At 65.9% G+C, this 20,614-nt stretch carries 18 protein-coding genes; 12 read left to right on the forward strand and 6 right to left on the reverse strand.

Annotated features, from left to right (window positions below; genetic code table 11):
- Window positions 1–11: 11 nt before the first annotated feature.
- From J7024_RS21180 to J7024_RS21205, 6 genes are all read left to right on the forward strand, one after another.
- Window positions 12–1,355, forward strand: coding sequence for a phenylacetate--CoA ligase family protein (locus tag J7024_RS21180; RefSeq protein WP_124829990.1), 1,344 nt, complete (start codon window positions 12–14; stop codon window positions 1,353–1,355).
- Window positions 1,355–2,113 (forward strand): enoyl-CoA hydratase/isomerase family protein, encoded by a 759-nt coding sequence (locus J7024_RS21185; protein ID WP_175751790.1) that lies wholly within the window; start codon window positions 1,355–1,357, stop codon window positions 2,111–2,113. Before J7024_RS21180 ends, J7024_RS21185 begins: the two co-directional genes overlap by 1 nt.
- 2 nt (window positions 2,114–2,115) lie before the next feature.
- Complete coding sequence (locus tag J7024_RS21190; protein WP_175751789.1) at window positions 2,116–2,835, forward strand: HAD family hydrolase; 720 nt, start codon at window positions 2,116–2,118, stop codon at window positions 2,833–2,835.
- 14 nt (window positions 2,836–2,849) lie between these two features.
- Window positions 2,850–3,971, forward strand: a complete 1,122-nt coding sequence (locus J7024_RS21195) for a branched-chain amino acid ABC transporter substrate-binding protein (RefSeq protein WP_390680419.1) — start codon at window positions 2,850–2,852, stop codon at window positions 3,969–3,971.
- A 147-nt stretch (window positions 3,972–4,118) separates the two neighbouring features.
- Entirely contained in the window at window positions 4,119–4,514 is a 396-nt protein-coding gene (locus tag J7024_RS21200) for a thioesterase family protein (protein ID WP_124829994.1), read from the forward strand.
- 114 nt (window positions 4,515–4,628) lie between these two features.
- Window positions 4,629–6,482, forward strand: coding sequence for a sigma-54 interaction domain-containing protein (locus J7024_RS21205; RefSeq protein WP_327796268.1), 1,854 nt, complete (start codon window positions 4,629–4,631; stop codon window positions 6,480–6,482).
- A 176-nt stretch (window positions 6,483–6,658) separates the two neighbouring features.
- On the opposite strand, the gene J7024_RS21210 is transcribed toward J7024_RS21205, so the two are convergent.
- Window positions 6,659–7,798: a patatin-like phospholipase family protein gene (locus J7024_RS21210; protein ID WP_124829996.1), complete on the reverse strand. Its 1,140-nt coding sequence runs from the start codon at window positions 7,796–7,798 to the stop codon at window positions 6,659–6,661.
- A gap of 258 nt (window positions 7,799–8,056) precedes the next feature.
- Window positions 8,057–8,365 carry a DUF4148 domain-containing protein gene (locus J7024_RS21215; protein WP_124829997.1) on the reverse strand — a complete coding sequence of 103 codons (309 nt, stop codon included), beginning with the start codon at window positions 8,363–8,365 and terminating at the stop codon, window positions 8,057–8,059.
- A 318-nt stretch (window positions 8,366–8,683) separates the two neighbouring features.
- Between J7024_RS21215 and J7024_RS21220 the strand changes: the two genes are divergently transcribed.
- From J7024_RS21220 to J7024_RS21240, 5 genes are all read left to right on the forward strand, one after another.
- Window positions 8,684–8,908, forward strand: a complete 225-nt coding sequence (locus tag J7024_RS21220; RefSeq protein ID WP_175858741.1) for a hypothetical protein — start codon at window positions 8,684–8,686, stop codon at window positions 8,906–8,908.
- A 360-nt stretch (window positions 8,909–9,268) separates the two neighbouring features.
- Window positions 9,269–9,946 (forward strand): response regulator transcription factor, encoded by a 678-nt coding sequence (locus J7024_RS21225; RefSeq protein ID WP_098552903.1) that lies wholly within the window; start codon window positions 9,269–9,271, stop codon window positions 9,944–9,946.
- Between the two features lie 74 nt (window positions 9,947–10,020).
- On the forward strand, window positions 10,021–11,361 hold the full coding sequence (locus tag J7024_RS21230; RefSeq protein WP_233410113.1) for a sensor histidine kinase: 1,341 nt from the start codon (window positions 10,021–10,023) through the stop codon (window positions 11,359–11,361).
- Window positions 11,362–11,396: 35 nt separating this feature from the next.
- Entirely contained in the window at window positions 11,397–12,083 is a 687-nt protein-coding gene (locus J7024_RS21235) for a response regulator transcription factor (protein ID WP_124829999.1), read from the forward strand.
- A 237-nt stretch (window positions 12,084–12,320) separates the two neighbouring features.
- Window positions 12,321–13,418, forward strand: a complete 1,098-nt coding sequence (locus J7024_RS21240; protein WP_175751816.1) for a porin — start codon at window positions 12,321–12,323, stop codon at window positions 13,416–13,418.
- Between the two features lie 385 nt (window positions 13,419–13,803).
- Here the strand turns inward: J7024_RS21240 and J7024_RS21245 are convergent, their stop codons facing one another.
- On the reverse strand, window positions 13,804–14,079 hold the full coding sequence (locus J7024_RS21245) for a DUF4148 domain-containing protein (protein ID WP_124830001.1): 276 nt from the start codon (window positions 14,077–14,079) through the stop codon (window positions 13,804–13,806).
- Between the two features lie 346 nt (window positions 14,080–14,425).
- Between J7024_RS21245 and J7024_RS21250 the strand changes: the two genes are divergently transcribed.
- Window positions 14,426–15,607: a porin gene (locus tag J7024_RS21250; RefSeq protein ID WP_175761729.1), complete on the forward strand. Its 1,182-nt coding sequence runs from the start codon at window positions 14,426–14,428 to the stop codon at window positions 15,605–15,607.
- Window positions 15,608–15,684: 77 nt separating this feature from the next.
- Here J7024_RS21250 and J7024_RS21255 read toward each other — a convergent pair whose 3' ends face one another.
- The 3 genes from J7024_RS21255 to J7024_RS21265 all read right to left on the reverse strand — a co-directional run.
- A complete protein-coding gene (locus J7024_RS21255) occupies window positions 15,685–17,169 on the reverse strand; it encodes an efflux transporter outer membrane subunit (RefSeq protein ID WP_124830003.1) in 1,485 nt (494 codons plus the stop codon).
- The gene (locus J7024_RS21260) at window positions 17,162–18,373 is read right to left on the reverse strand and encodes an efflux RND transporter periplasmic adaptor subunit (RefSeq protein WP_124830004.1); all 1,212 of its coding nucleotides are present in this window, start codon (window positions 18,371–18,373) and stop codon (window positions 17,162–17,164) included. The genes J7024_RS21255 and J7024_RS21260 overlap by 8 nt, the downstream gene beginning before the upstream one ends.
- Window positions 18,363–20,614, reverse strand: a 2,252-nt coding sequence (locus J7024_RS21265; RefSeq protein WP_234745445.1) for an efflux RND transporter permease subunit, incomplete at its 5' end; no start/stop codon positions are given. The genes J7024_RS21265 and J7024_RS21260, both read right to left, overlap by 11 nt.

The following is a 20,614-nucleotide window of genomic DNA, read 5'->3' on the forward strand; positions in this document are numbered from 1 at the left end:
GAAGCGAGAACATGAAAGTGGAGTCGTCAATCAACGCAAACAACGCGCTTTTCGACGAGGCATTCGAAACCCTGCCGCCCGGGCAGGTGCGCCGGCATCAAGACGGGCTATGGTCGCCCCAGTGGGACTACATCCGTTCGATGTCGACGTTCTATCGCGGGAAGCTGTCGCGCTGGATCGACCGGGAAGTGACGCTGGATTCGCTGCAGGAGCTGCCTTTCACCGAGAAGGACGAACTCCGGGTCAGCCAGGAGGCGGCCTCTCCATTCGGCGACTACGTGGCTTGCGGCGAGGCGGGCGTGTCCCGCCTTCATCGCACCTCCGGGACGACCGGACGCCCGTTGATTCTTGCGAACAGCGCGGCCGATGCGTATCGGGTCGCCCGGGTCGGCGCGCGGTCGATGTGGGCCGCCGGGTTGCGGCCGACGGATCGCGTGGTTCACTGCCTGAACTACTGCATGTGGACCGGCGGCTTCACCGATCACACGATTCTCGAGGCGACCGGCGCGACGGTCGTGCCGTTCGGCGTGGGCAATACGCGTCTGCTGATCGACTCGATCGTCAATCTCGGCATCAACGCGATTTCGTGCACGCCTTCGTATCCGGGGCTCATCGAACAGATCCTGCGTGAATCGACCGATTTTCGCCCCCGAGACCTGAAGCTGACGTTGGGCCTGTTCGGCGGTGAGGCCGGGCTCGACAACCTGGATCTGCGCAACGCGATGGAAGAAAAGTGGGGCTTCCGGATCCGCAACGCCAACTTCGGTCTGTCGGAAGTGCTGAGCATTCTCGGCGGACAAACCGACTGGACCAACGATTTGCTGTATCACGCGAGCGACGTCGTCTTTGCCGAAATCGTCGATCCCGCCACGTTGCAACGCCTGCCGATCGAGGCGGGGACCGTCGGCGAACTCGTCTGTACGCACTTGCAGAAGGAGTGCCAGCCGCTCGTTCGCTACCGCACGCGAGACGTCGTCACCGTGACCGGCGTCGATCGCGGGCCGGACGGCCGCACGGCGTGGCGATTCCGCGTCACCGGCCGCACCGACGACATGTTCAACGTGCGCGGCATCAACGTGTTCCCGAGCGCCGTTCGCGTGGCCGTCGAATCGCTGCCGCAATGGGCGTCGGGAATCTTCCGGATCGTGTTGAAGGGGGACGGGCCGTACGACCGGATCACGATGACGGTCGAAGCCGCGCAGGGATTGCCGGCCGCCGACTGGCCGAAGGCCAGGGAGCAGGTCGAGGCGGCGATCCGCACGAGGGTCGGTTCGACGGCCGACGTGACGATGGTGCCGTTCGAGCATTTCCCGCGCACCGAAGGAAAAACCCGCTGGGTCGAAAAGGAGGCGTGATGAGCTACGCAAGAATCGAGAAATCGGGGGCCGTGTCGACGGTGACCCTCAATCGCCCGGAGCGGCTGAACGCGATCAGCGGCGACCTGCTGGACGATCTTCATCGGGCGCTGGTGGAGGCCAATGCCGATGACGGCTGCAACGCGATCGTATTCACGGGCGCGGGCCGGGCCTTCTGCGCGGGCGACGATCTGAAGGAGTTCGACAGGCAGACCGAGAGCGATGCAAGCATCCGCCGTCACGTCGAACGCATCCAGCAGATCACGCGCGACCTGATGTTCAACGGCAAACCGGTCATTGGCGCCGTGCACGGGTTTGCCGTCGGCGGTGGATTCGAGTGGCTGCTCAACTGCGATCTGGTCGTGGCGTCGGACGACCTGGTGTGTTTTTTCCCCGAAATGGAGTGGGGGCAGTTCGTCACCGGGGGCGTGACGCAACTTCTGCCGCAGAGCGTCGGCCATCAGCGCGCCATGGAGCTGTGGCTGCTGGGCGAGCGCCAGTCGGCCCGCCAACTGCATGCACTGGGCCTCGTCAATCGCGTCGTCGAACCGGGAAAGGTTGTCGAAACCGCGCTGGAGCTCGCCGCGCGTGTCGCCGAACGTTCCGTCTTTTCCATATCGAGACTGAAGCGTCTGCTGACGATGGAGTTGTCGACCGATTTGACCCGCAGTCTCGAGCTCGAGCAGTCCGCAACCGTGGCGGCGTTTGCGACACCCGACGCCGCCCGCCGTGTCCAGGCCTTTGCCGCGAGGAAATGACCATGAATATCAAAGCACTGACGTTCGACTATTTCGGCACGCTGGTGGATGTCGACAAGGGGGGCATGGCGGGGATTGCCGAAGTCATGCGTATCCTCGGCGTCGCTTCTTCGCGTCCGGTATTCGACGTGTACCTCGACTGGGACATGCGCAACGTGCGGACCTATCGCGGCGGCGCGTACCGCAGCTATCGCGCGGTCGCGCAGGACGCACTGACCGGCTGCATCGACGCGCTGTTCCCGAACGCGCTCGACGGCCACGACGTCGAGGCGCTCACCGACGTGCTGCTCACGCACCTCGTCGAGTCGTCGCCGCCGCACGCGGATGCGCTCGAGTTTCTCGACTGGGCAGGGTCGCGATATCCGCTGATGCCGATCACGAACATGGATAGCGACCTCTGGCGCAGAAGCCAGCTGACGCGCTATTTCGAGCACGTCACGACGGCCGAGATGGCCAGGGCCTACAAGCCTTCGCATCTGATCTTCAGCCTCGCGCTGGATCGCCTCGGGCTGGACGCGCACAACGTGTTGCACTGTTCGCTCGCCAGCTGGGCGGATATCGATGGCGCGAAGCCGCTCGGCATGCACGTGGCATGGATCAACCGCGCCGCGGACACGCTCGGCCCCTGGCAGCCGCGTCCCGATTTCGAGTTCAAGACGCTGTCGCCCGTTCGCGATGTCCTGACCCGGTCGCAGTCCGCCACTTCGGGGGAATTGAAATGAAACGCACGATCCTGATGTTTGCCGTCACCGTCGTCGGTGCCGGCGTGACCGGATTTCCGTCCGGTGCGAGTGCCGATACCGTCGTCAAGATCGGCGCGGCCGGCCCGCTGACGGGCAGCTCCGCCCAGAGCGGCAAGGACGACGAACGCGGCGTGCAGCTGGCCATCAACGAGCTGAACGCACGCAAGCTGGTGATCGGCGGACAGCCGGTCAAATTTCAACTGGTGTCGGTCGACGATCAGGGCGATCCGAAGGTGGGCGTGAACGTTGCGCAGAAGCTGGTCGACGGCGGCGTGGCGGCCGTGATCGGGCACTACAACTCCGGCGTGAGCATCCCGGCCGCGCGGATCTACAACGATGCGCATGTCGTGATGATCACGGGCGCATCGTCGAACCCGGAGCTGACCCGGCTGGGATTTCCGTACGTTTATCGTCTCGCGACGAACGACAACGTGATGGGCCGGCGCATGGCCGATTACTCGGCCAACGTGCTGAAGCTCAAGCGCGCGGCCGTGGTCGACGACCGGACCGCGTACGGCAGCGGCGTGGCGGACGTGTTCGTGAAAACCGCGGAAAAGAACGGCATGACCGTCGTCGCGCGTGAATACAGCACGGACAAGACGACGGACTTCAAGGGCATCCTCACGCACATCAAGGCGACCAATCCGCAGGTCGTGTTCTACGGCGGCTATTACGCGCAGGCGGCGCTGCTTGCCCGCCAGATGGTCGATCTCGGCATCAACGCCGTGCTGGTCGGCGGCGACGGCATCTGTTCGCCCGAGTTCAGCAAACTGTCGAACAACGTTCTCGACAACAGGATGTTCTGTGCGCAGGGCGGCGCGCCGCTCGACAGCCTGCCCGACGGCAAGCGTTTCAGGAGCCGGTTCAGGAGCGCGTTCGGCGCCGACGTGGATACCTATGCGCCGAGCTTCTATGCGGCGACGCTCGTCGTGGCCGATGCGATGCAAAAGGCCAATTCGACGTCGCCCGAGGTGTATTCGAAGGTGATGCGCGAGCAATCGTTCGGCAGCATGCTCGGGCCGGTGAAGTTCGACGCGCAGGGCGACTGGGTCGATGCGCCGGTGACCGTCTACAAGCTGTCGGGCGGCACCCTGACGCCGGTCGGCGCGCAGTAGCGAACGCGGCGTCGAAGCCCGGTTCGGGGCGGCGCCGTGGTCGCGCCGGGCCGGGCTTCGATGCCTGGATGAACGGCCCGACGCCGTAGCGATTCAGCCGCGCGGCATCGGCATCGCGGTAATGGTTTGACCGAAAAAGGAGATTTCATGATCAATTCCGGAGCGACGGCGACCCTGACGCGTCGGGTCGCCGTGCAGGACCTGGCTTCCGCCTTCGGCAACGATTCGGATGAAACGTATCCGGACGTGATGTCGACGCCCGCGATGCTCGGCCTCATGGAGCGGGCATGTGCGGAAATCATGCGCGGCGAACTGGAGGACGGGCAGTTGTCGGTCGGCGTCACGACGCAGCTGACGCACTCGGCACCCACGCCGGTCGATGCGCAAGTGAGCGCCACAGCCAGCTTCCGCGGGCGGGAAGGCAGCCTGTTCGTATTCGATGTCGTCGTGCACGATCCCAAAGGACAAGTCGGCGGCGGAACGCATGCACGCGCGATCGTCGATCGCGCCGCCATCGAGAAGAAGGCCGCGTCGCGCCGTTGATCGCGGCAATGGCCGGCAATGGGGCCGGCAGTGGCGCGAGCGTTCGTCGCACGGGCGGCAACGGGGTTCAACATGAACGGTTTTTGCGCTGGTAAGCTGGGCGGATCTGCCACCGTGCTGCGAACGATAATGGACGAGCGAAGTCTGGACGCTGCCGACCGATCCGGCGATCTCCGGTCAGCGATCGATACGGCTTGCTGGCGCGATGCAAGACGTGTTGCGGCGCAGCGGTTCGGCGCGTACCTGCTGACGTTGGGCGACTACGCGGTTCCGTTCGAAGCGGCGGACGACGATGCGCACGCGCTGGCCACGCAGCGCGGCATCGACGTCGGCGCGCTGGAACTCGACCGGTTGCTGCGCGACGTCCGCGATGCGCTGCGGGAAGGCGGCAGCGCAACGGTCGATGTGCCGCTCGCTGCCGCGGGCGGCCTGCACTGCGCCGCTATCTGCGTGCCGGCCGGATCCGCCGGGGTCTACCTGCTCGCGTTGCGGCGAGCGGAACGCGACGCGCGGTCGCTGCACGACATGCTCGCGCTGCTCGACATCACGCTGGGCGTCTTGCTGAAAAGTCATTTCGATCTCGTCGCGCACCAGACGCTGGTGGAAGAACAGAAAGCGATCATCGACCACATCGGCGACGGGCTGATGGTGCTCGGTCGAGGCGGCATCGTGCGTCACGCGAGTACCGTCGCGGGACGGATTCTCGGGATCGATCCGGTGGCCAGCATCGGGCGGCCGCTCGAGGCGCTGATCGACTTCGAGCCGATCATTGCGCCGATCTTCACGACGGGCGTGGGCTACGTCGATCGCGAACTCATCATCGATTCGCCCGCCCGTCACCTGCACCTGATCGACACGGCGATTCCCGTCAAGAACAGCTGCGGGCAGGTGGTTTCCGTCGTCAACACGTTTCGCGAGATCAAGCGCGTGCGCAGCATCGCCGGCAAGTATGCGGGCAACTACGCGCGCTATACGTTCGAGAACATCGTCGGGCAGAGCGACAGTCTGCTCGACGCGATCGGTGCCGCCCGCAAGGCGGCGCACGGTTCGGCGAATCTGCTGCTCAGCGGCGAAAGCGGCGTCGGCAAGGAGGTTTTCGCGCAGTCGATCCACAACGCGAGCGTACGCCAGGCCCAGCCGTTCATTGCGATCAACTGCGCCGCGCTGCCGCACGACCTCATCGAAAGCGAACTGTTCGGGCACGCGCCGGGCAGTTTCACCGGGGCGACCAAGGAAGGCCGCCCGGGGAAATTCGAGTCCGCCGACGGGGGCACCGTCTTTCTCGATGAAATTTCGGAGCTTCCGATCGACGTACAGGCGAAGCTTCTGCGCGTACTCCAGGAACGCGAAGTGACCCGGCTCGGGGATACCAAGGGTATCCCGATCGACGTGCGGATCATCTGTGCGAGCAACCGCGATCTGGAAGCGATGGTAGCGGCGAAGGAGTTCCGGGAGGATCTGTACTATCGCTGCAATGTCATCGAGATCTCGATTCCGCCGTTGCGATCGCGCAAGGCCGACATCACGGCGACCGCGAACTTTTTCCTGAGCAAGTACGCAACGCTGCTGAACAAGAAGATATTCGGGTTCAGCAAACGGGCGCTCGATCAGATGCATGCCTACGCATGGCCCGGCAATGTCCGGGAGCTGGAGAATCTCGTCGAGCGCACCGTGAACCTGAGCGACGAAGGCATCATCGACGACGTGTCGGCTTTGTTGCGGCCGCCGCGAGGCCCGCTCGGCATGTCCGATCCGATACCGACACCCGGCATGCACGGAACGCCCGGCACGCGGGGCGATCAGGCGATTCAATCGCTGAAGGACGTCGAGCGCGACGCAATCCATCACGCGCTGGCCGCGTGCCGATTCAACGTGACGCGATGCGCGGCCCTGCTCGAAATCTCGAAGCCGGCATTGTATGCAAAGGTGAAGCGATACAACATCAAGCTCGAGCGGCCGTTGCTTTAGCCGGATCAGGCCTTTCGGCGCGTGTGTCGCTGTCGACGCCGGTGCCGATCGGCTCGGCCGTTCGAGTCGGGGCGCGGCTGTGCCATGGCGGCATGAGTGCGAGTGCGAGTGCGCGTGTGCAGCTCGATGCTACGTGGCAGGCGATCCGCGCGGCGATACCGCGCGCCGCATCGGCATCAGCTATGCTGCTCCCCGATCCGGTTCTCCTCCGGACTCCACACGCTCAATCCTTCCGTCGGATCCATCGGGATTTCCCACGGCCGCGCGGCGATCGTCTGCATCGTCGCCTCGAACCCCGCCTGCCGGCGCGCCGCAATCCCGGCCGGCGTGAAATCGATGTCCTTCCACTGGTCGTCGCCGTCGAGCCGCGGCGCCGCGAGCTTGATCACGCGCATCGTCGTCTGGCAGCCCCACGCGGCGAGCGCCTGCACGTCGGCCGACGCGCGCTCCGCTTCCGGCAGCCGCGTGACCAGTTCCTGGATGACGTGCCGCAGCCGGTGAATCTGCTGTTGCCGCGCGATATGGCTGTCGGTGCGGCTCGCGTACTGGATGTCCTTCTGCCGCTCCGACACCTGCCAGATGCTTTTCGGCTCGGGCCCGACCGGATTCCACATCTGTACCGAGAAGATGATCGAGCTGCGGCGCGGCGCATCGTCCAGCACGACCTCGACCGGCGTATTCGAATAGATGCCGCCGTCCCAGTAAGGTGCGCCGTCGATCCGCACGGCCGGAAACGCGGGCGGCAGCGCGCCCGAACTCATCACGTGCTCGATGCCGAGCGGCCGGTCGCGCGAATCGAAATAGTGCATCGCGCCGGTACACGCATCGACCGCGCCGACGGTCACGCGCGGCCGGCCGGCGTTCAGCCGGTCGAAATCGACGAGCGAGACGAGCGTGGCGCGCAGCGGATCGACCACGTAGTACGACGCGTGCTCGACGCCGACGTGCGCGAGCGGCCCGAGCCACGCGGCCGGGTTCGGCCGGAAAAATCCCGGGATGCCCGCGCCGATGACTCCGAGCTCGGCGCCGATCTTGTCCCAGCTCGTCGGGAAGCCCGGCACGTTGAGCGCGGGCCGTTCGGTGACGCGGCGCCAGAACTCGGCCATCCGTTGCGCGCGGTGTCCCGGTGCATTGCCGGCGATCAGCGCCGCGTTGATCGCGCCGATCGACGTGCCGATGATCCAGTCGGGCTGGATGCCGGCGGCGTCGAGCGCCTCATAGACGCCGAGCTGGTACGCGCCCAGCGCGCCGCCGCCCTGGAGGACGAGCACGACTTGCCCGGGCAGTTTCGGAGGTGCGGAGTGATTCGCCGTCATCGCTGGTCCCGTGGTCGGTAACGGCCGGAGGCGCCGGCCGGATGGAATCAGTGTAGGCGATCGGCGGACGGTTCTCGTGCGGGAATCGAGCGTTGCGGGTCGGGTGCCGCCACGTCGGCCCTCGATCGCAAAGCCGACGTCGAATTGACCGGCACGCGCGCGGGCTCGCCACGCGCGCCAGCAAAAAGAGCCGCACGGCAATGCTGCCCGTGCGGCAAATCTCGCTCGTGAGTCGGTGATGCAGTGATCCGGCCGTGCTTACGGCGTGTTCGACGCGATCGAACTGCCGGCGGCGCCGTGGCAATCCTGCTGATACTCGGCCATCAGACGCTGCTGCGCGCCGTCGATGTCGTCCGGGTAATCGCCTTCGTCGCCGGCGGACGGGTTGTAGCCGACCGCTTCCAGCTCCGACAGTTCGTTGACCAGCTGAGCGTGCGTGACGGGGCCCTGGGTGTGGACGAACGGATATTCCGAGCATTGCTGCTGCGTCAGTTTCGGTGCGGCGTGCGCGGCGGTGCCCAACACCATCAGCAACGTGCAGGCCAGTACGCGGGGATTGAGTTTCATGAACGGCTCCTTGGTGACGATCGTCCGGGCGAACGTGTCCGGGCGGTGGATGACGGTTCGGCCGGTGCGTGGCGCGAATCACGAGTCGAAGCCTAAGGGGGCGGGAATATCGGAACGGCAGAGCAAAGATGAAACTTGTTTCATGCACGCGCGAACCGGCCGGGCATCCGCCGGTCGTTGCGGGCGCATCTAAAAATCCGTTCACGTTTGCGTTCGCGATTGTTTAATCGCGCGGGCTTATCGTCGCGTCTGTCGATCGCGCCGCGTCCGGTGCGAATTCGGGCCACGGGCCCGGCGACCGATCACCTGGAGCGGATGATGAAACGAAACACGGCAATGATCCTGATGGCGGTATCGCTGATGGCGGCGTCGGCGCTGTCGGAAGCGAAGATTCAGGGCTCGGGGGTAGCCATCGCCGATGCGACCTTGCTGCATGCGCGGGTCGAGCGCGAACATCGGGCACAGGCGCTCGCGCATCGGGCCGCGGCATCGCACGCCGCGCAGGCAGCGCGCCAGACGGAGGGTGCCCCGCAACATTCGTGATCGCCGGTGGCTCCGGCGTAGCGGGGCGCTTGCCTCGCCATCCATCTCCGCAGCGCACTGCAGCCTGCTGCTTCGCGTGCCGCCCCGCAGCGCCTTCCATTCCGATCCGGCATCGCTCGCATGCACCGGCTGCATCGGCGCGCCCGCTTCTTAAATTTTTTTTCATGAAACTGATCGGCGACCGCCATGTACGCATGTGTAATCTGCGTACGACCGCCGGGATTCGAGCGCGGTCTTTTCCGGGACATCAGCGCGATGCGCTGCAAGTGCGAACCGAATATGGCAACATCAACGCCTTTGAACAGCCAGACACGTGTGCCGCACGCGATGGCCGATGGTGGTGCGGCATGCGAAACGATGATGCCGCGAGTGCTCACGATCGAAGACGATGAAATCAGTGCGAAAGAAATCGTCGGCGAATTGAAATGCCTGGGCTTCGACGTCGAATGGGTGTCGAACGGCCGCGACGGCATGGCGCGCGCGATCAGCGACGAATACGACGTCATTACGCTCGATCGCATGCTGCCCGGAGTCGACGGCCTCACCATCCTGATGACGATGCGCAGCATCGGGGTTCGTACCCCGGTACTGATGCTGAGTGCGCTCGGCGACGTCGACGAGCGCGTTCGCGGCCTGCGCGCGGGCGGTGACGATTACCTGACGAAACCATTCGACCCCGAGGAAATGGCTGCGCGCATCGAGGTCCTGCTGCGCCGTAGCCAGGCGTCGCCTGCGCAGGCCGAAACGACGCTGAGCGTTGGTCCGCTGACGCTGAATCTGGTGTCGCGCAAGGTCTATCGCGACGGCGACGAGATTTCGCTGCTGCCGACCGAATACCGCGTGCTCGAATTCATGATGCGGCACGCCGGTCAGACCATCACCCGCACGATGCTGTTCGAGGCCGTGTGGGGCTATCACTTCGACCCCGGTACCAACCTGATCGATGTCCACATGGGACGCCTGCGCAAGAAAATCGAGCCGCCGGACTCGAAACCGTTGATCGTTACCGTGCGCGGGTCGGGCTACATTCTCTCGTGACTACGACTGTTCTGACCGACGCGCCCGGCGCGGCACAAACGTCGCCGGCGCCGCGGCGCTGGTATTCGACCACGATGCGGCTGGTCGCCGTCTACGCGGTGATGTTTTCGCTGTCGGTGATGCTGCTGCTCGGCGTCCTCGCGACCGCGATCACGCACGGCATGGAGCGCGAAACCGACGTCGTGATCGACTGGCAGATGATCTATTTCAATTCGATACCCGATACCGAATTGGCGAACGCGATCCATCGCCGGCTCGAGCGCGAGCGGATGCACACCAACTATTACGGTCTGTTTGCGGCGGACGGCCGGCACATCGCGGGCGACGTGATGGAGTTTCCGTCCGAGCTCAAGACGGACCGCAGCGGCACGACGCTCAACCACACGCTGAAGATCTCCAGCGGCCAGATCGCGCCCGTCGTGCGTGCGATGGGCGAGCAACGTGCGGACGGCGACAGGCTGGTGCTCGCGCGTGACCTCACGCACATCCTGCGCATTCGCGAGGCGATCATCAATGCGCTGGTGGGCGGCGGCATCTTCTGCTTCGCGACCGGCATCGCGGGCGGCTTGTTGCTGAGCATCCGGCAGATGCGCCGGCTCAAGGAAATCCGGCAGGTCACGCAGCGCATCGCGCAAGGCGATCTGGGGCAGCGTCTGCCGGTCGGCGGGCGCGACGAGATCGACATGCTGGCGCATCTCGTCAACCACATGCTGTCCGAAGTCGAGCGTCTGATGAACGAGGTCAAGGGCGTCTGCGATGGCATTGCGCACGATCTGCGCACGCCGCTCGCGCACGTTCACACGTTGCTCGCGCATGCGGCCGAACGCCAGGCCGTGAGCGACGACGCGGAACTCGCGAGCCTCGTCGGGCGCGCGCGAGCGGAAACCGACGAACTGCTCGGGCGCTTTCGCGCGATGCTGCGCATTTCGGAGATCGGCACGCTGCAGCGACGCGGCGGCTTCGCCGAAGTCGACTTGCGGCAACTGGTCGGCGACGTCGGCGAACTGTTCGAGCCGCTCGCCGACAGCCGCGCGATCCAGCTCGTCGTATCCGCGGACGAGGTCGAGCCGATCCACGGCGATTTCGCGTTGTTGTTCGAAGCGCTCACGAACCTGCTCGACAACGCGCTGAAGTACACCACCGCGGGCGGCGTCGTGCGTCTCGACCTGCGGCAGACGCCGTATGGTCCGCAGATCGACGTGGTCGACAACGGGCCGGGCATCGCGCCGGAGGAGCGCGAGGCCGTGCTGCGGCATCGTTATCGCAGCAAGCGGACAGGACACCTGGCCGGCTCGGGGCTCGGGCTGAGCATCGTGTCCGCGGTGATCCACGTGCACGATTTCTCGCTGCGGATCGACAGCGCCAATCCCGGCACCTGCGTGACGATCGAATGCTGGTCGAAGACGCTGTCATGACGGGTGCAGCCTTTCATCGCCTGGCAGAGTGCTGAATGCGTATTCTGTTCGTCACGGCCCCGCATCCCGACGCCGCATGGCTGTACAAGGCGCTGCAGGAGAGCGGTCACAGCCTGCAGCGCGCGGACGATCTGCGCGACGGTGCGTTCCTGTCAGCACAGGAACACTTCGACGTGATCGTCGCGATGGCATCCGAGCCGGCAGGCTATCCGGCGCTGCTGGCGGCGTTGCCGTCGTTTGCGCACGGCGGCAGCGGCGCGACGCTCGTCGTCGTGCTGGGTCGCGCGCTCGTGCAGGATCGCGTAGCCGCGCTGCGCGCGGGCGCCGATGCGTGCTTCTCGCAACCGTATTCGTTCATCGAAATGCACGAGCGCATTCAGGCGTTGCGGCGCATGGTCGGCATGAGCGTGGCCCCTGACGTGCAGGCTGCGAGCGGCGTCACGCCGGATGCGCTCGCGCGTGAGCTACTCGACGGCGAGTTGCGGCTCGCGGTGACGCGGCGCGAATATCTGTTGCTCGAATGCCTGATGCGCCAGGTCAACGCGCCGGTGGCACGCGAGCAACTCATCCGCTACGCATGGCAGGATCAGGAAGATGTCGATCCGTCCAGCGTCAATCTCGTCGTCTGCCGGCTGCGCCGCAAGCTGGCCCGTTTCGTCTCCGGCGTCGAGATCGAGACGGTCAGCCGTTACGGCTATCAGATCACGTTCGCGTCGCGCTGACGCGCGATGTTTTTCCACATGTTTACCGACCCCACACCGGTGTTGCGACCGGGGGCGACGCACGTCGTCAATAGCCGCCGCATGCGTATCCAACACAAAAACTGAAAGACGGAATTGCAAGTGCGTGAGGTTTTTGCGCCGATATATTGGCGCCCACGCAATCGATAAGAACAGGATTGCGAACGATCCATCTCCGTCTAGAAAAAGGGACCATCGAGCATGAACAGGATATTCAGACTGAACCGGGTGATCGTCGCATTGGTGTGCGTCGGCGCGGCCGGTGTCGCGCATGCGCAAAGCAGCGTGACGCTGTACGGCGTGCTGGATACCGGCATCGATTACGCGAACAACGTGAACGGTCAGCATTTGTGGCAGATGGCGAGCGGCGTCAGCGCGGGCAGCCGCTGGGGGCTGCGCGGCAAGGAGGATCTCGGCGGCGGCCTGTCCGCAATCTTCGATCTCGAGAGCGGGTTCAGCTCGACCGACGGCAGCCTGGGCAGCGGCCTGGCATTCTCGCGCAACGCGTACATCGGGCTCGCGAGCAAGACCTACGGCACGGTGACGCTCGGCCGGCAGTGGGATCCGATCGTCGACCTGATCGAGCCTTTTTCGTTGAACGATGCGTACGGCGGCTGGTATTTCTCACATCCAAACGACATGGACAACCTCGACAACGGCTTCGCGATCAGCAATGCGGTCAAGTATACGAGCCCGACCGTCGCCGGCTTCACCGGAGAAGCGCTGTATTCGTTCGGCGGACAGGCCGGGCAGTTCTCGAACAATGCCGCGTACAGCGCGGCCGCGTCGTACACGAACGGGCCGTTCTCGGCAGGCACAGGCTATTTGCGCGTGAACGATCCGGAGCAATCGATCCAGAGCTACCAGAACGGCACCGGCTACACGAACGCCGTATATGGCAATTACCTGCAGAATGCGCGCAGCCAGGGCATTTTCGCGGCAGGCGCGTCGTATCAGCTCGGCGCGTTCAAGCTGATGGGCAACTTCACGAATGTCGACTTCCAGCAGGGCGACGACGGGCAGGACGTGAAATTCCAGAACTACGAAGTGGCCGGCACGTACGCCGCGACGAGCGAGCTCAACTTCGGTGCGGGCTTCACCTATACGGAAGGCCGTGATCACGCGACCGGTCAGGAGCCCAAGTACCAGCAGATCAACCTGAGCGCGGAGTACGAACTGTCGAAGCGCACGGCGGTCTACGCGCTGGCAGCCTATCAGCATGCGACGGGCGGGGCGGTCGCGCAGATCGCCGGCTTCGATCCGTCGTCGAACGGCAAGCAGGTGGTCACCCGCGTCGGGATCCGCCACTCGTTCTGAATATCGGGCTACCCGATGTAAAACAGGCGCACCGGCCGAAAGGGCGGTGCGCCTGTGTCGTTTGAGGCGCGGAGTTGACGGCCCGGCGCTATGAGCCGAAATAGACGTTGCAGAAATCGGCCGGTCCGACGCAACCGCCAGGCGTGTCGGGGCGGGCAGCCGCGCAGCCGGACAGCAGCGCGCCGGCCGCGACGGCCAGCGCCACGAGTCGCGCGGTGCGTTTGAAAGCAGGGGAAATATTCATCGGGCAGGAAGGAGTCGGGCGCGAACGGAGGTACGGGGCGCGCCGAAGAAACCGGCGCTGGTGTGCGGGATCGATGGCGCCGCCGGCCGCGGGCGCGATGCACGCACCGGCGGGCAGGCGGCGGACGGCGACCGGCGCGTGTCAATGGGCATACAGCGTCTTGTTCAGGTACGCGAGCTGGCCGTCCTGTTGCGCATGAACCAGTTCCTGGTAGACCTGCGCACGCGTTTTCTCCTGCATGGCGCTGCCGTACGGCGCCACCCACGATCCGGCCTGCACCGCCGACGAGCCGCCCGACATGCCGGACGACGATACCGACGCGAGCTGCTGCGGGGCCGGCGACGCATTCGACTGGGCAAAGGCCGGAACAGCGGCCGTGGCGCATACGGCGGCAAGGGCGATCATCATGGCTTTCATATTCGTAGTCCTCACAATATCTGGGTTGATTGGCCGAAGCGGAAGGCGTTCGCGTTTTCGCACTCCGGTTGATCAAGAGCATAGTCATCGTGGGGTAGCGGATCGGTAGTCGAAGCATGAAAAGAAATTTATCCGGCGGCATGCGAAAACACCGCGCCGGCACGCATTGAAAAGCAATGTCGCGAACATGAAAAAAGCTTCATGAAACAGGGCGTTTTCATCACCTCCATGTCACCCGGCTTGCCTAAATTCCGGCTAGCGCATCGCGGGCCGAATCGCATCGTGGCAATTGCCGCGGCAGCCCGCCCGATGCGTGAACCATCGACTATTTTTTCCGGAACGAAACATGACAAAGACATGGGCAATCACGCTGCTGACGCTGGCAGGCACGTTCGCAACCGCCGCCCAGGCGCAAAACAGCGTGACGCTGTACGGCACGCTCGACACCGGCATCGACTACGTCAGTAACCAGAAAGGCACGGGCGGGGCGGGGCACGACAACTGGATGATGGAAAGCGGCAACCTGAGCACGAACCGCTGGGGGCTGCGCGGTAGCGAGGATCTCGGTGGCGGCCTGAGCGCGGTGTTCGATCTCGAGAACGGCTTCAACATCGACAACGGGAAGCTCGGCAACGGCGGCGACCTGTTCGGCCGCCAGGCGTGGGTCGGTCTCGCGAGCCGGCAGTGGGGCACGCTGACGATGGGCCGCCAGTACGACTTCCTCGTCGATTTCGTCGCACCGTTGTCGGCTACCGGTTCCGGTTTCGGCGGCAACATCGCCGATCATCCGCTCGACAACGACAACCTGAACAACGACATGCGGATGAACAACGCGGTCAAGTTCCGCAGTGCGACCATCGGCGGATTCACGTTCGGCGGCGCATACGCGTTCAGCAACGCCGCGGGCGGCTTCAGCGACAACAATGCGTTCAGCGTCGGCGCGGCGTGGGCGGGCGGCCCCGTGAACCTCGCGGTCGCCTATCTGCAGGCGAGCCAGCCCGGCGGTGTGAACACGCCGGAGAACGCCAGCGGCGCACTCAGCAGCACGGATGGCGACGCGATCATGACCGGTGCGCGGCAGCGCACATTCGGCGCGGGCGGCCGCTACACGTTCGGGCCTGCGTCAGTGGGGCTGGTGTTCACGCGCACGATGCTCGACGACCCGCGCCAGATCTCGCAGGGCGGCGCATATGCCGCGCTGGCCGGCCAGATGCTGACGTTCAACAACTACGAATTGAACGCGCATTATTCGATCACGCCGATGCTGTCGATCGGCGGTTCGTACACGTTCACCGACGGCCGTTTCGAGACGGCCGGCGCGAGCGTATCGCCGAAGTGGAACCAGTTCATGCTGCAGGCCGACTACGCGCTGTCGCGGCGCACCGATCTGTATCTGGAAGGCGTCTACCAGCACGTCAGCGGCGCGGACGGCATCGCGGTGCTCGGCAATGCGTCGATTTACTCGCTCGCACCGTCGGCGAACAACCGGCAGACGATTGTCGCCGCAGGTATCCGGCATCGTTTCTGAGCCGACGCCACGGTCGACGGGGGCATGGCGTAAAAACGCCGCCGGGGTCGCCGGCGGCGTTTTTTTATCGCGGAACGTCAGCCGGCGTGCGAAGTGCCGGCGGCCGCCACCACCGGCTGCGGCTTCGGCGATGCATCGGACGGCGCCGCTTGCGCCGTAGCGGACCAGCCGCCGCCAAGCGCTTCGATCAGGCCGACGGAGGCGAGCTGACGCCGCGTGTCGAGGTTCAGCGCGGCGATCTCGGTGTGGAGCTCGGTAGTCTGCGCGGTGACCACTTCGAGATAGCTGACCACGCCGTCGCGATACTGCGACATCGACAGTTGCAGCGTGCGTTGCGCGGCGGCCAGCGCCGAATCCTCGCGTGCCGCTTCGTCGCCGAGATGGTGGAGCAGCGCGAGATTGTCCTCGACCTGCTGGAACGCCTGCAGCACGACGGCCTTGTAGTGCGCGCCGTTCTCCGCGAGCTTCGCGCGCGCTGCCTGTGTCGCGGCTTCACGCCGGCCGCCGTCGAACAGCGTCATCATCAGGCTCGGGCCGATCGACCAGATCTCGTTCGGTGCGACGAGCCACGGCGACAGCGTGTCGCTCTGATAGCCGCCGTCGAGGCCAAGCGAGATGTCCGGGAAGAACGCCGCACGCGCGACGCCGATCTTCGCGTTCGCGGCCGCGACGCGCCGCTCGGCCGCCGCGATGTCGGGCCGTCGCTGCAGCAGCGTGGCCGGGATGCCGGCCGGCACCGACGGCAGGTACGCGGCATCGAGCGACGGCGGCAACGAGAACGACGACGCGGGCACGCCGGTCAGCGTCGCGATCGCATGCTCGTACAATGCGCGCCGCGCCTGGACGTCGGCCGCGGACGCCTGCGCCGAGTCGAGCTGCGTCTGTGCGCGCGACACGTCGAGATCGGACGCGATGCCGCCCGCATGACGGCTCAGCGTCAGCTGAAGAGCGCGCCGATACGTGCTGATCGTGTCGGCGAGCAGCTTTTGCTGCTCGTCGAGGCCGCGCAGGTTGAAGTACGCGTCGGCGAGACTGGCCTGCAGGCTCAGGCGGACCGACGCGAGATCGCCTGCGCTGGCCTGCAGCGCGTCGCGGCCCGCCGCGACTTCGTTGCGCACCTTGCCCCACAGATCGAGGTCGTAGCTCGCGCCGACCTCCAGTGTGTTCGCGCCGTACACGTTCGGCTGGCCGGAGCCGCGCAGCGGACGGAGCTCGGACTGGCGGTTCGACGACACGTTTGCGCTGGCGCCGATGGTCGGAAAGAGGCCCGAACGTGCTTCGTCGAGATACGCGCCGGCTTCGTCGTGCCGTGCGACGGCCGCCGCGACGTCGGGGTTGGCGCGCGCGACCTGCTGCTCGAGCGTGTCGAGCTCGTGGTCGCGATAGACGGTCCACCACGCGTCGCGCTCGATCCGGTCGGCAGGTTTCGCCTGCTGCCATGCGCCGGCTTCCTTGAACGTCGTGGGAATCGCCGTTGCGGGAACCTGGTAGGTCGGCGCGAACGAGCACCCCGTCACGAGCGCGAGGCTCGCCAGCGCCGCATAGAGTCGTCGCTCACCCATGGGCGCGCCCCCCGTTGTTCGCGGCGAGCGACGCGGTGGCGCCTTGCGTGCGCGGCGCGGCGAGCCGCACCGGGTCGCCGCTTGCGAGCGAGTCGGGCGGATTGTCGATCACGCGATCGCCGGGCGCGAGGCCCGACGCGATGACGACCTGTGTGCCGAGGTCGGTGCCGATCGTCACCGATTTGAGCTGGGCGCGCTGATGCGGATCGACCACGGCCACCTGCAGACCGTCCTGCCGGAAGATCAGCGAGCTGGCGGGAATCAGCAACGCGTGCGCATCGGTCGGCATCGCGAAATGCACTTCGGTGTATTCGCCGGGAATCAGCAGGCCGGCCGGGTTGTCGACCATCAGCTGGACCAGCAGCGTGCCGGACTCGGGCGTGATCGCGTCGTCGGTGTCGACGAGCTTCGCGTCGAAATGCATGCCAGGATGCTCGGGCACCGTCAGCGTCGCGGTCATGCCGGGATGGATCGCCGCGGCCTCGCTTTGCGGCACGCTGACGTACACGCGCAGCTTGCGGGCATCGGACACGGCGAACAGCTCGGGCCCGTTGCCGCTGCCCGCGTCGATCAGCGCGCCGATGTCGGTTTTGCGCGCCGTCACGACGCCGTCGAACGGCGCGGTGATGCGCTTGAACGATTCGAGCGCCTCGAGCCGCTTCACGTTCGCCTCGTTGGCGGCGACCGTCGCGCGCTTGGCGAGCAGGTCGCCGGTCTTTTCGTCGGCGGCCTGTTGCGACACGGAATCCTGCTGCAGCATCTTGGTCCAGCGCGCCGCGGTGGTTTCCGCGAGCTTCTCGTTCGCGAGCGAGTTCTGCAGGTCGGCGCGCGCCTGCTGCAACTGCTGGTCGAGATCCGGCGTGTCGATCAGGCCGAGCAACTGACCCGCTTTCACGGGCGTGCCGATGTCGGCGTACCACGCATGCAGGTAGCCGGACACGCGCGCATAGATCGGCGCGTTGACGAGCGCGGACAGGCGCCCGGGCAACACCATGCCTTGCGTCGCGCCGTCGTGGCCCGGTTGGTACGCGACGACCGTCGGGATCGCCTGCTCGGCGGACCATGCCGACGTTTCCTGCTTGGCGTGCACGCGGCTGGAAATGCCGGTGGCGACGATGCCGGCGGCCGCCAGCAGCGCGACGAGGCCGACGAGCCGGAGATGACGCAGGCGCGTCGGGGATTGGATTTCGATCTCAGTTGACATGCGTGACTCCGGATTCGGAAGGGGAAAGGTCGCGTGCTGCGGGCGGCCGCAACGCGTCGCGCCGGTGAACGAGGCTGAACACGACGGGCACGAACAGCAGCGTCGCGAACGTCGCGCAGAGCAGGCCGCCGATCACCGCACGGCCCAGCGGCGCGTTCTGCTCGCCGCCGTCGCCGAGGCCGAGCGCCATCGGTGCCATGCCGATGATCATCGCGAGCGCCGTCATCAGCACCGGGCGGAAGCGCGTGAAGCCGGCTTCCATCGCGGCGACCAGCGCGTCGCCGGTCGCGGCAAGCCGGTCCCGCGCGAAGCTCACCACCAGGATGCTGTTCGCGGTCGCGACGCCCATGCAGAGGATCGCGCCCGTCAGCGCCGGTACCGACAGCGGCGTGTGTGTCGTGAACAGCATCCAGACGATGCCCGCCAGCGCGGCCGGCAATGCTGTCACGATCACGAACGCGTCGGACCACGAGTGGAAGTTCACGACGATCAGCAGGTAGATCAGCGCGACCGCGCCGAGCAGCCCGAACAGCAGTCCCGAGAATGCGCTGTTCATCGTCTGGACCTGGCCGCGCACCGTGACGACCGAGCCCTTCGGCACGTCGCGTGCGGTGGCATGCACGATCGCGTCGATGCGCGATGCGACCGCGCCGAGATCCTGCCCCTGGGTCGTCGCGTAGATGTCGAACAGCGGCTTGATGTTGTAGTGCGACACGATCGCGTCGCCGACGCCGCGCTGGATCGTTGCGATTGCACCGAGCACCTGCGAGTTGCCGTTCGCGCCCGTCACCGGCAGGTTCTTCAGGTCCGACAGCGACGTCATCCGGTATTGCGGCGTTTGCGCGACAATCGGATAGGACACGCCGTTGCTCGGGTTCAGCCAGAACGTCGGCGACACCTGGCCGGTGCCGGACAGGCTCGCGACCACCGAGTTGGTCACGTCGTGCTCGGTGATGCCGAGCTCGTCCGCGCGGGAGCGGTCGACGTCGATCGTGAATTGCGGATAGGTCGTGGCCTGCTGGATGCGTGAGTCGGCGACGCCCGCGACGAGGCGTACCTTGCGCAGCAGCTCGGTCGCATAGCGGTGGTTGGCCGCTTGGTCCGGGCCGGCGATCTGGATGTCGATCGGCGCGGGCGAGCCGAAGTTCAGGATCTGGCTGACGATGTCGGCAGGCAGGAACGAGAACGTCGTGCCTGGAAACGCGCGCGGCAGCACTTCGCGCAGCCGGCGCACGTAGCTTGCGGTCGGTGCATGGTCCGCGCCCAGCGAGATCATGATGTCGCCGTCTTCCGGCCCGATCGTGCCGCTGTTGTTGTACGTGAGGTTGATGCCGCTGTGCGGCAGCCCGATGTTGTCGACGATGTTCGCGAGCTGCTTCGGCGGAATCACGCCGCGCACCGCGTTCTCGATGTGGTCGAACTCGGCGGCGGTGTCCTCGATGCGTGTGCCGACCGGCGTGCGCACGTGGATCGTGATCTGGCCGGCGTCGATGTCCGGGAAGAAGTTGCGGCCGAGCCACGGCACCAGCAGGAACGAAGCGGCGACCGCGACGAGAAAGCCGGCGATGAAACGCTTGCGGTGCGTGAGCGCGAGGCCCAGCACGATCCGGTAGCTCGCGCGGATGCGCTCGAAACGGCGTTCGAAACCGCGCTGCAGGCGCACCAGCGGATTGCGCGACGGCGGCGGGTGCGCGTGCGCGCCGTGCGTCGCCGCCATGATGGCCGCCAGCTCGCCGGATGCGTGGCCGCCCGATGCATGCGGCTTCAGCAGGTACTGCGCCATCATCGGCACGAAGGTGCGCGACAGGATGAACGACGCGATCATCGCGAAGATCACCGCTTCGGCCATCGGCACGAACAGGAAGCGTGCGATGCCGTCCAGTTCCAGCATCGGCACGAATACGATGCAGATGCACAGCAGCGAGACGAACGCCGGCATCACGATCTGCGCGGCGCCGTCCATGATCGCGTGCCGGACGTCCTTGCCCTGTTCGAGGTGCCAGTTGATGTTCTCGATCGTCACCGTCGCGTCGTCGACCAGAATCCCGACCGCGAGCGCGAGACCGCCGAGCGTCATCACGTTGAGTGTTTCGCCGAGCGCGGCGAGACCGGCGATCGCGGCCAGCACCGCGAGCGGGATCGACGCGGCGATGATCAGCGTCGAGCGCCAGCTGCCGAGGAACAGCAGCATCATCGCGGAAGTCAGCGCCCCCGCGCTGATGCCCTCGCGCGCCACGCCGC

It is taken from the genome of Burkholderia sp. WTPI3 (assembly GCF_021483755.1).
GTDB lineage: Bacteria > Pseudomonadota > Gammaproteobacteria > Burkholderiales > Burkholderiaceae > Burkholderia.

What these genes read in the sequence shown, in the direction of transcription:
- J7024_RS21180 (WP_124829990.1), top strand. Translation starts at nt 12, where the DNA reads ATGAAAGTGGAGTCGTCAATCAACGCAAACAACGCGCTTTTCGACGAG.
- J7024_RS21185 (WP_175751790.1), top strand. Translation starts at nt 1,355, where the DNA reads ATGAGCTACGCAAGAATCGAGAAATCGGGGGCCGTGTCGACGGTGACC.
- J7024_RS21190 (WP_175751789.1), top strand. Translation starts at nt 2,116, where the DNA reads ATGAATATCAAAGCACTGACGTTCGACTATTTCGGCACGCTGGTGGAT.
- J7024_RS21195 (WP_390680419.1), top strand. Translation starts at nt 2,850, where the DNA reads ATGTTTGCCGTCACCGTCGTCGGTGCCGGCGTGACCGGATTTCCGTCC.
- J7024_RS21200 (WP_124829994.1), top strand. Translation starts at nt 4,119, where the DNA reads ATGATCAATTCCGGAGCGACGGCGACCCTGACGCGTCGGGTCGCCGTG.
- J7024_RS21210 (WP_124829996.1), bottom strand. Translation starts at nt 7,798, where the DNA reads ATGACGGCGAATCACTCCGCACCTCCGAAACTGCCCGGGCAAGTCGTG.
- J7024_RS21215 (WP_124829997.1), bottom strand. Translation starts at nt 8,365, where the DNA reads ATGAAACTCAATCCCCGCGTACTGGCCTGCACGTTGCTGATGGTGTTG.
- J7024_RS21220 (WP_175858741.1), top strand. Translation starts at nt 8,684, where the DNA reads ATGAAACGAAACACGGCAATGATCCTGATGGCGGTATCGCTGATGGCG.
- J7024_RS21225 (WP_098552903.1), top strand. Translation starts at nt 9,269, where the DNA reads ATGCCGCGAGTGCTCACGATCGAAGACGATGAAATCAGTGCGAAAGAA.
- J7024_RS21230 (WP_233410113.1), top strand. Translation starts at nt 10,021, where the DNA reads ATGCGGCTGGTCGCCGTCTACGCGGTGATGTTTTCGCTGTCGGTGATG.
- J7024_RS21235 (WP_124829999.1), top strand. Translation starts at nt 11,397, where the DNA reads ATGCGTATTCTGTTCGTCACGGCCCCGCATCCCGACGCCGCATGGCTG.
- J7024_RS21245 (WP_124830001.1), bottom strand. Translation starts at nt 14,079, where the DNA reads ATGAAAGCCATGATGATCGCCCTTGCCGCCGTATGCGCCACGGCCGCT.
- J7024_RS21250 (WP_175761729.1), top strand. Translation starts at nt 14,426, where the DNA reads ATGACAAAGACATGGGCAATCACGCTGCTGACGCTGGCAGGCACGTTC.
- J7024_RS21255 (WP_124830003.1), bottom strand. Translation starts at nt 17,169, where the DNA reads ATGGGTGAGCGACGACTCTATGCGGCGCTGGCGAGCCTCGCGCTCGTG.
- J7024_RS21260 (WP_124830004.1), bottom strand. Translation starts at nt 18,373, where the DNA reads ATGTCAACTGAGATCGAAATCCAATCCCCGACGCGCCTGCGTCATCTC.